Source organism: Flavicella sp. (genome assembly GCF_029238425.1).
GTDB lineage: Bacteria > Bacteroidota > Bacteroidia > Flavobacteriales > Flavobacteriaceae > Flavicella.
This window is the reverse complement of the sequence record NZ_JAQWGB010000038.1, coordinates 1-9,134: the sequence shown is the minus strand read 5'-3', so window position 1 is coordinate 9,134 and position 9,134 is coordinate 1. Positions and strand designations below refer to the sequence as shown.

Annotated in this window: 9 protein-coding genes; 3 read left to right on the top strand and 6 right to left on the bottom strand. The window is 34.8% G+C overall.

Annotated elements, in window-relative coordinates; genetic code table 11:
* The 6 genes from P8H68_RS02625 to P8H68_RS02600 form a co-directional block, all read right to left on the bottom strand.
* Positions 1–1,337, bottom strand: a 1,337-nt coding sequence (locus P8H68_RS02625) for a sugar-binding domain-containing protein (RefSeq protein ID WP_300321245.1), incomplete at its 3' end; no start/stop codon positions are given.
* A gap of 10 nt (positions 1,338–1,347) precedes the next feature.
* Positions 1,348–2,598, bottom strand: coding sequence for an FAD-dependent oxidoreductase (locus tag P8H68_RS02620; protein ID WP_300321243.1), 1,251 nt, complete (start codon positions 2,596–2,598; stop codon positions 1,348–1,350).
* A gap of 14 nt (positions 2,599–2,612) precedes the next feature.
* Positions 2,613–2,927, bottom strand: a complete 315-nt coding sequence (locus tag P8H68_RS02615) for a 2Fe-2S iron-sulfur cluster-binding protein (RefSeq protein ID WP_300321241.1) — start codon at positions 2,925–2,927, stop codon at positions 2,613–2,615.
* Positions 2,928–2,948: 21 nt separating this feature from the next.
* Positions 2,949–4,106, bottom strand: coding sequence for a cytochrome P450 (locus P8H68_RS02610; RefSeq protein WP_300321239.1), 1,158 nt, complete (start codon positions 4,104–4,106; stop codon positions 2,949–2,951).
* 10 nt (positions 4,107–4,116) lie between these two features.
* Positions 4,117–4,932: an alpha/beta hydrolase-fold protein gene (locus P8H68_RS02605; RefSeq protein ID WP_300321237.1), complete on the bottom strand. Its 816-nt coding sequence runs from the start codon at positions 4,930–4,932 to the stop codon at positions 4,117–4,119.
* 6 nt (positions 4,933–4,938) lie between these two features.
* The gene (locus P8H68_RS02600) at positions 4,939–6,057 is read right to left on the bottom strand and encodes a Zn-dependent alcohol dehydrogenase (RefSeq protein WP_300321235.1); all 1,119 of its coding nucleotides are present in this window, start codon (positions 6,055–6,057) and stop codon (positions 4,939–4,941) included.
* Positions 6,058–6,216: 159 nt separating this feature from the next.
* On the opposite strand from P8H68_RS02600, the gene P8H68_RS02595 reads away from it, so the two are divergent.
* From P8H68_RS02595 to P8H68_RS02585, 3 genes are all read left to right on the top strand, one after another.
* Positions 6,217–7,068 carry an AraC family transcriptional regulator gene (locus P8H68_RS02595; RefSeq protein ID WP_300321233.1) on the top strand — a complete coding sequence of 284 codons (852 nt, stop codon included), beginning with the start codon at positions 6,217–6,219 and terminating at the stop codon, positions 7,066–7,068.
* Between the two features lie 124 nt (positions 7,069–7,192).
* Entirely contained in the window at positions 7,193–8,065 is an 873-nt protein-coding gene (locus tag P8H68_RS02590; RefSeq protein WP_300321230.1) for a family 16 glycosylhydrolase, read from the top strand.
* Positions 8,066–8,075: 10 nt separating this feature from the next.
* The coding region (locus P8H68_RS02585) for a sugar-binding domain-containing protein (RefSeq protein WP_366144920.1) at positions 8,076–9,134 on the top strand (1,059 nt) is incomplete at its 3' end.

Here is a 9,134-nt window from a genome sequence, read left to right as displayed (position 1 = left end):
TCGGCATACGATTTCGCATAATAAGGGAAAGTCCACTCAATTTCATTTCCAATACTCCACATAAAAACAGAGGGGTGATTGAAATCTCTTAAAATCAAATCCTTTAAATCACGCTCAGCCCATTCATTAAAGACAGATGGATAGGATTTAGAATCTTCTTTTGAAGCCGCATTATCTCCCAAATAATTCAAACTTTTCTTTTTAGGATTATACCATTCGTCAAAAGCTTCCGCCATTACCAAAATTCCTTTTTCATCACAAACCTCCATCAATTCCGTTGAATGCGGATTATGAGACATACGAACAGCATTGACACCAATAGATTTTAATTTATCAATTCTATATTCCCATATGGCTTTTGGTACAGCCGCTCCAACAGCTCCTCCATCATGATGTAAATTAACTCCTTTGATTTTCATGTTTTCACCATTCAAAGAAAACCCTTTGTTCGCGTCAAAATTAAAAGTTCTGATTCCAAAAACTTCCGAAGCAACATCAATCTGCTCTCCAGATTTCAAAAGCTCCACTTTTAACCTATATAGATTTGGCGAATCTACTCCCCATAACCTTGGGTTCTCAATTAAAAGAGTATTGCTCAACTTGGATTTCCCTTCGGCCTTTTGTTCTGTAGTCGTTACAACATTATCATCTGCATCAAACACACTATACTTAACGAGAACATCGGATGAATTGATTCCTACAGCCTCAGATAAATTTGTAACAACAGCTAGTTCCGCTCTATCTTTAGAAACAACTGGAATTGTTATTTGTACCCCCCATTGCTTGATATGCATTTTATTTTTCTTTATCAAATGTACATTTCTATAAATTCCTGAACCGGTATACCATCTAGAATCAATAAAAGCCTTCCTATCTACCTGAACTGCAAGGATATTTTCAGAACCATCATAATTTAAATAGTCAGTTAAATTGTAAGAAAAACTGCTATATCCATAAGGTCTTTTGCCTAAAAAATGACCATTGATCCATACACTAGAATTATTATAAACCCCATCAAAAAGCACTTCAATTACTTTGTCTTTATCCTCTTCTGATAGAGAAAAATGTTTTCTATACCAGCCCATCCCTCCTTCAACAAACCCAGTACTTGCCGCACCTTTTTCTTTATTGTAGCCTTTCTCAATACTCCAATCATGAGGAACATCTAGAACTCTCCATTCAGAATCATCATATGATGGAGAAGATGCTTTAGCATCCTCTACCAATTCAAATTTCCAATTTTTATTAAAATCAATGGTTTCTCTAGAATTATTCTTCTCTTGACTACAAGCGACAAACAATAATAAAATGGTAATACTTAGTGATATGATTCTCATAAGTTTGATATTATTTTAATAAGTTCACAGGTTTAAACACAACCGAATTATCTTTTAGTTTTGCTTTATCTATTAGTTTTGATTGTTTCAGAAATTTAGTTCCAACAACAAATGCTTTAGGATTATTCACAGCATCCACAGCTAATAATTCTGAACCTTTGAAATACCAAATAGAAAATTTATTGTCTCCTTCCTCACTACGATGTACAATCTCATCATAGTCGTTTGAAAGACCTACCATTTGTAATTTTACGTCATACTGATCTGACCAAAACCAAGGAATGCTATCATAGACAGGTGATTTTCCACAAATAGCCGCAGCAGCAACCTTTGCTTGGTCCACAGCATTTTGAACGGACTCTAACCTGATTTTTCTATTATAATGTGGATTGAAATGATAGGTGCAATCTCCAATTGCATAGATAGAAGCATCACTCGTTTTTGCTGTTTCATCCACTTCAATCCCATTCTCTAACGTAAGTCCAGCTTCCATTGCTAACTCAGAATTGACTTTTATACCTACTCCTACAATGATAATATCAGCATCATATGAAGAACCATCACCACAGCTTATTGTATTGACACCCTCTGTATTATCAATTGAGACCACATTCTTATCTACCAAAACATCCACTCCATTTTTTTTATGTAATTCCATAAAAAATGATGACATTTCTGGAGCTGTAACTCTTGCCAAAACTCTTGCTTCTCTTTCCAACACAGTCACCTCTCCGCCTAACTTCTTCAATGAAGCAGCCGTTTCAAGTCCAATATAACCTCCTCCAATAATGACAATTTTTTTCGAAATTGACTTTTCAAAAGCCGCACGAATATTCTCTACATCCCTACCTGTTCTTAAAGGAAATAAATCTGTTGCCGTCTCAATTCCAGTGATTGGTGGAATAAATGGTCTTGCTCCAGTAGCTAAAACTAACTTGTCGTAACTTAATTTTGTACCGTTATTTAATCCAATATACTTTTCTTCCTTGTCAATTTCTCCAACTGAAACACCTAATAGCAATTCGACTTGATCCTTATCGTAACTTTCTTTGGACTTTAATAAATTCGCATCCATCCCATCACCATTCGTCAGATAAGATTTGGACAAAGGAGGTCTGTGGTATGGCAATAAAGGATCTTTATCTATAAGAATTATTTTTCCAAGCCATCCTTCTTTTCTGAGCGAAAAGGCAAAGTTTACACCACCGTGACTTGCTCCGATCACCACACAGGTTTTCGTTTCAGTATTATTATCAATCATTTCAAAAATATTAACTATTCAGCTTCTGCAACCTGTAATACAACACCATCCAAATCTTCACTTATTTCAAGCTGACAACACAAACGACTTTGCGCATTTGCATGATCATTCAATTCCAACATATCGGCTTCTATTTCACTCGCTTCACCTGTTTTACTCGTATGAGCAGTATCTACATGAACATGACAAGTTGCACAGGAACAAACGCCTCCACAATCTCCATCAATTCCTGGCACATTATTATCTACTGCCAACTGCATTACTGAACCAGAAGTACCTTCTAAAGTAACTGTTTCATTTTCTCTCGTTATAAATGTTATTTTTGCCATCTTATTCTAATTTTAATGTTTTTATTTTTTATTGAATGTTACGTTGATTGAATCATAACCAACCTTACGTTTGAATTGATCTAAATCTTCAATATTTTCTTTGTAATCAATAATATCAATCGACTGAACTTTGTCAGCTAACGTTTTTAATAAAATATTCATGATTTGTCTCGCATGGGTAGCTCCTAAACAATTATGGTGACTAAATCCAAAAGCCACATGCGGATTTAATTTTCTATCCAATACCACTTCATTAGGACTCTCAAATACTTTTGCATCTCTATTTGCAGAGGCCCAGCACAATGAAATTCTAGTATCTGCTTTCACTGCATGTTCACAAACTTGTGTATCTTCTGTAGCCACTCTCCCCATATGTGTTAGCGGAGAAAAATAACGAATCAATTCTTCCACTGCCTTCCCTGTAATTTCAGGCTCTTCAGCCAATCTTTTTAACGATTCTGGGTGCTCAGCAAAATAAGCTATAGAATTTGTTACAGCATTGATGACCGTATCCCTACCTCCAGAAAATGTTAAAATAATGATTCCTTTTATTTCTTCTCTTGTCAGTTTTTTACCATCAACCGTTGCAGCCAATAACATCGAGTACAAATCATCTCCTGGATTTTGCATCGCCATGCAGATTTTTCCATCGATATAATCGTACAAAATTTTCGCTTTATCACCATCTAAATCATTTCCTTCACTTCTAAAAACATGAGTTCCCCAAGAAATCCATAATTCAGATTCTTCATATGGAATATTCAATAGCAAGGTCAAAGCACGTGATTGTAATTTCAGTGAAAACTCTTCCACAACTTCTACTTTATCCAGCGTCAGCACTTCATCTACCAAAGCATTGATTTGCTCTGTTAATGAAGCCATATATCTCTCTTCTAGAGGTCTTTTAAACCAAGGTTCTACCAAAGATCTAAAATCTTTATGTTCTGGCGGATCCACCTCAAATGGTATCTGTCTGGTATCTCTTATATTCACTTCAGATGGAACAACAATTCTTCCTGGTGCTGCACCCGACTGAAAAGTTTTCCAATTATGCGCACATTTTCGCACGTCTTTCAAACCAAGAACCATTGTTACAGGATCATCTTGATCGTTCATTTTCCCGTATCCTTTTGTAATACGTGCTTCTTCAAATGAATCTGGCAATGCACTTTTTTCCATATTCTCTTGTTTAATTTTTTATTGATTTTTTTAGAATACCATCGAAAAACGCAATGGTCTCTTTGATATGCGTCTCCCAATAAATCCATTCATGTTTCCCAGAATTTTCTTTATAAGTATGCTCTATTTTCTGCTCTACCAATTGCTTGTGCAACCTTCTATTACCTTCAATCAACTCATCATCTACTCCACAGTCAAATCTAAATGGAGGTAAGTTCTGCCTGTTTTTTAAAACCGTTCCAATGACAGAGATATCTTCTTTATTTTTTTGCTCATAGGAACTTAATGACTCCTCTACAAACAATTTCATTTCATCAATAACTGTAATTGAGGACAAACCAGAGATTCCAGAAAATATAGTATGGTATTTAATTCCTAATCTCAATGCTCCATATCCTCCCATTGACAATCCCGCTATAAAAAACTTAGATTGGTTACTAGCTTGGGGAATCAATTCTTTCATAGCATTCGGCACATCCTCCACAATCCATTTTTCAAAATTTGATTGATCATGATTGACATAGGCACTGCCATCTCCCCATAAACCATCGGAAGGCATCGCAATAATCATAGGTTGAATCTCACCATTTTCAATCCACTCTTGCATCTTTAAATGAATTCCTGTTTTATGCGCCCAAATCCAATGACTTCCATAAACGCCATGCATCAAAATAACTACGGGTAAATTTTCTATAGAGGCAACTTTCGGTACATACACAGAAATATCTCCTCTATGATTCAGATGCTTACTCTTTACAGTAATATGACGCAAATTATTCGCTTCAAAACGGGGGTCAGAAATTTCAGTTGTTTTAAAATTTGACATCATCAATTATTCAAATACTATTACTCCTTTTGCATTTTTCCCTGACAGCATATCATCAAATGCCTGTTGTAAATCATCTAGAGCATATGTCCTTGTTATCATTTCATCCAACATAATATCTCCATTCTTATAATGATTGATTATTTTCGGAAAATCCTTCTGAGGATTGCACTTACCATATAATGGGTTTATGTATTTTTTATCCCATTCAAACAAAGCCATATCAATCAATACTTCTTGTTCAATTCCACTTACCTGAACCGCTGTACCCGCATTTCTTACCATCGCCAACGGAGCCGCTCCTAAGGCAGGAATTGCCGTACATTCAAAAGCATAATCCGCTCCTCTTCCTTCGGTCATTTCTTTCACCTTTTCTGCAGCTTTCAACAAACCTTTATCATCTTTATCTGCTAACACTGCATGCGTAGCACCAAACTGAACCGCCATATCCAATCTGGTTTGATTGATATCTACAGCAATAATTTTTGACGCTTTGGAAACTTTTATTCCTTGAATTACATTCAAACCAACACCACCAGTTCCTAATACAACTGCAGAAGAACCTTCTTGTACCTGTGCTGTATTCACCGCTGAACCAAAACCAGTCATTACACCACAACTTACTATACTTGCAGCTGAAAAACTCATATCCTGTATCGGGTTTTTAACAACCGCAGATTCTTTTACCAAAGTATATTCCGAAAGAGTACCAATATTAAAAGAACGCTCAATCGGCGTTGCATTCAATTTTGTTCCTTCTATATGTGCATGTCCATCTGTGTAACCATTTCCTCCAGCAACTACAGGAGAATTATTTTCACAAATATGTTCGTTTTCATGTTCGCATTGAAAACAAGTTCCACAGGGTGTAGCCCAATTTAATATCACAGCATCTCCAACCTTTACAGATGTTACGGAATCACCAATTGCAGTAACTACTCCAGCTCCCTCATGCCCCATCACAATTGGTTTACCCCAATTTAAAGAATCATGATCTGTATGACATAGTCCTGCAGCTTTAACCGCTACCAAAACCTCATCACTTTTAGGATTTTGAATTTCAATATTTTCTATGCTAAAGCCTCCTTTTCCATTGGCAATAGCTGCTCTACAAGTAATGCTCATATTTATAGTTTCTTATTAGTTAATTGAATAATCAAAAATAAAGACAAGCCAGAAACAAAAAAGTACCTATTCTAGCACAATAGTATCCTATATTGACATATCAATTAAAATATAACTATTTTAACATCATAATTGAGTATTTTTGAAAAAAAACAGAACATGAAAGCCGAATTTGAAAAAATAGCTTCACCTGCTGATCACTCCTTTAACTCCTTTATTTTCAATAATAAAAGATTCAATGCTCCCTGGCATTTCCACCCAGAGTTTGAACTTACTTATATTGTAAAAGGAAAAGGAATTCGATATGTTGGAAACAGTATTCAAAAATTTGAAGAAGGCGATTTTGTTTTATTAGGGCAGGATATTCCACATTGCTGGAAAAATACAGATGATAATGTAGAACATGTTCAATCTATTATTTTTCAATGGGATGAGGAACTTCTGGGAAAAGATTGGATCGAAAAACAAGAGTTTTCTAATATTAAAAAATTATTTTCCAAATCCCGACAAGGAATAAAATTCTCACCTGAGACGGCATCTGAATTTTCTGCACAATTATTTGAATTATTGGCTCTAGATCCTTTTAAAAAAATACTTGGGTTTATTGAATTATTAGAAACGCTGAGTAAAGTAAAAGATTTTGAATTGTTGTCTTCTGCTAACTTTACCCCTATCCTTAACAGAAAAGCTAACAATCGAATTGAAGCAGTGTACCATTTTGTGCGTCATAATTACGACAAAAAAATTAAATTAAGTGATGTATCAAGTTTGGTTGCGATGACAGACGAAGCCTTCTGTCGATTTTTCAAAAAAACTTTTAACAAGTCCTTTTTCACTTTTGTGAATGAATATAGAATTAATCTCGCTTGCAAATCCTTAACAGAAACAAAAAAACAAGTAAGTCAGATTGCCTATGATTGTGGCTATGAAAGTCTTCCATTTTTCTACAAACAATTTCAAAAATTCATGAATTGCTCTCCTTTACATTTTAGAAAAAACCCACATGAATAGGTGTTATAAGACCAAACAAGAATGATTTTGTTCTGCTCTAAAACACATACGTTTCTCAAAGAGACAAGCTTACTATATAATTTTACCATCATTAAATAATTCAATTAAATAACTCTAGTATCACATGAAAAAAAGTTTTCTATTCTTAGCTCTCTTTATATTTATTGGGACGTCTATCAATTATGCCCAAAATTTAACCATACCTCCTAAAAGATATGTTGACTCCGTAAAAACTGAAAATACAGTTGTCAGAAAAAATGCAAAATTCCCACTGTCCGATCAAGAAAACACCGGTAATTGGAAAAAATCTAAGAGTGGTTCGGATGAATTCGACAAAAGAAATCTAAACACCACCAAATGGTACCCTAACAATCCTAAATGGAAAGGAAGAGCACCTACTTACTTTCATGGAAGTAATGTAAGTTTAGAAAAAAATGAATTAGTGATTCGAGTGAATCAACATGGAAAGGAAAAACTACCTGATACCTACACCCATTCTACCGGCTTTATTAAAAGCAAGCAAAAGTTTTTATATGGATATTTTGAGGCTGAGATTCAACTAATGGATGCTCCTTGGGTTTCTGGTTTTTGGATGACAAACGTAAGCAAAGATTGGTGGACAGAAATAGACATTTGCGAAAATGCGCCAGGAGTCGTTTACAATCGACATGATTTAAATTCGAATATTCATGTTTTTAGAGCTCCTGAAGACAAAGGAGATGTCAAGAAACACTTTTCAAGAACAAAAAAATATTATTTCCCAGAAGAACTGCAGAAAGACTATCATGTTTGGGGATTGGAATGGACTCCAGAGCATATTCGTTTCTATATAGATGGTATACTATTTAGAGAAGCAGAAAACACACATTGGCATCAACCCTTGGAAATCAACTTCAACTGTGAATCTAACAAATGGTTTGGAGCATTACCGGATGACAATCGTTTAGACGGAGAATTTCATGTAAAATACTTTAGAGTTTGGCAAAAGAAAAAATAAATCAATCGATATGAAAAATACAGTAGCACTAGTACTTCTTGCATTTATTTGCTTTTCAGCAAAAAGTCAAGAACTTCCGTATGGATTTCCAAATACGGATAGAACTAAAACAAGTTTAAACCAAGATTGGAAATTTCATTTAGGAGACCCAGAAGAAAAGTTTTACACAACAAAACTAGACGATTCCAAATGGGAATCCATAAGTGTACCTCATACCTTAAAACTAACTTCTTTAGCATTGGATGGGTTGCAAGACGAAAAAACACAATTGGTTTTTCATAGAACCGTAGGTTGGTATCGAAAGAACCTAACTATTGAAAATTCTGATAAAAAAGTTTTCTTAGAGTTTGAAGGAGCCCATCAAGTTACAGACTTATGGATCAATGGGGTTCATGTAGGACAAAATGCTGTAGGGGGATACACTCCTTTTCATTTTGATGTTACAGATTTTGTTACCAAAGGAAGTACAAATCAAATTACTTTGTTAGTGGACAATAGAAGAAATGAAATTGTTCCTCCAGATCCAGGACCATTTGACTATGTAAAATTTAGCGGACTTTACCGAGATGTTTATTTAGTTGAAACCAATCCTGTGCATGTTACTTTCAACTGGGAAACTTTGAATTCTGGTGTAAACATTACTACTCCAACTATTGATCCAGTCAACAAAAATGCAACAATCGATATCAAAACGGCTGTTAAAAACGAACAACAAGAAACTGCCACAGTAAAAATTAGAACGCGTATTATTGACAAGGAACATATTGTTGTTTTGAGTTTGGAAGAAACAAAAGAACTTTCACCTGGACAAGAATATCAGTTCAATCAAATTGGAAGTTTAGAAGATAATGTTCAGCTATGGGATACTGAAAACCCTTATTTATATAGGGTAAATTCTGTTATTGAAGTGGACGGAAAAGAGGTTGATTTTGTTGAGAATAAAATTGGACTAAGAAAATTTGAACAAGATCCAGTTAGAGGATTTTTATTGAATGGAAAACCTATTGAATTATTAGGAATGAACAGACATCAACAATACCCATATATTGGAGATGCCGTGCCAAACTCT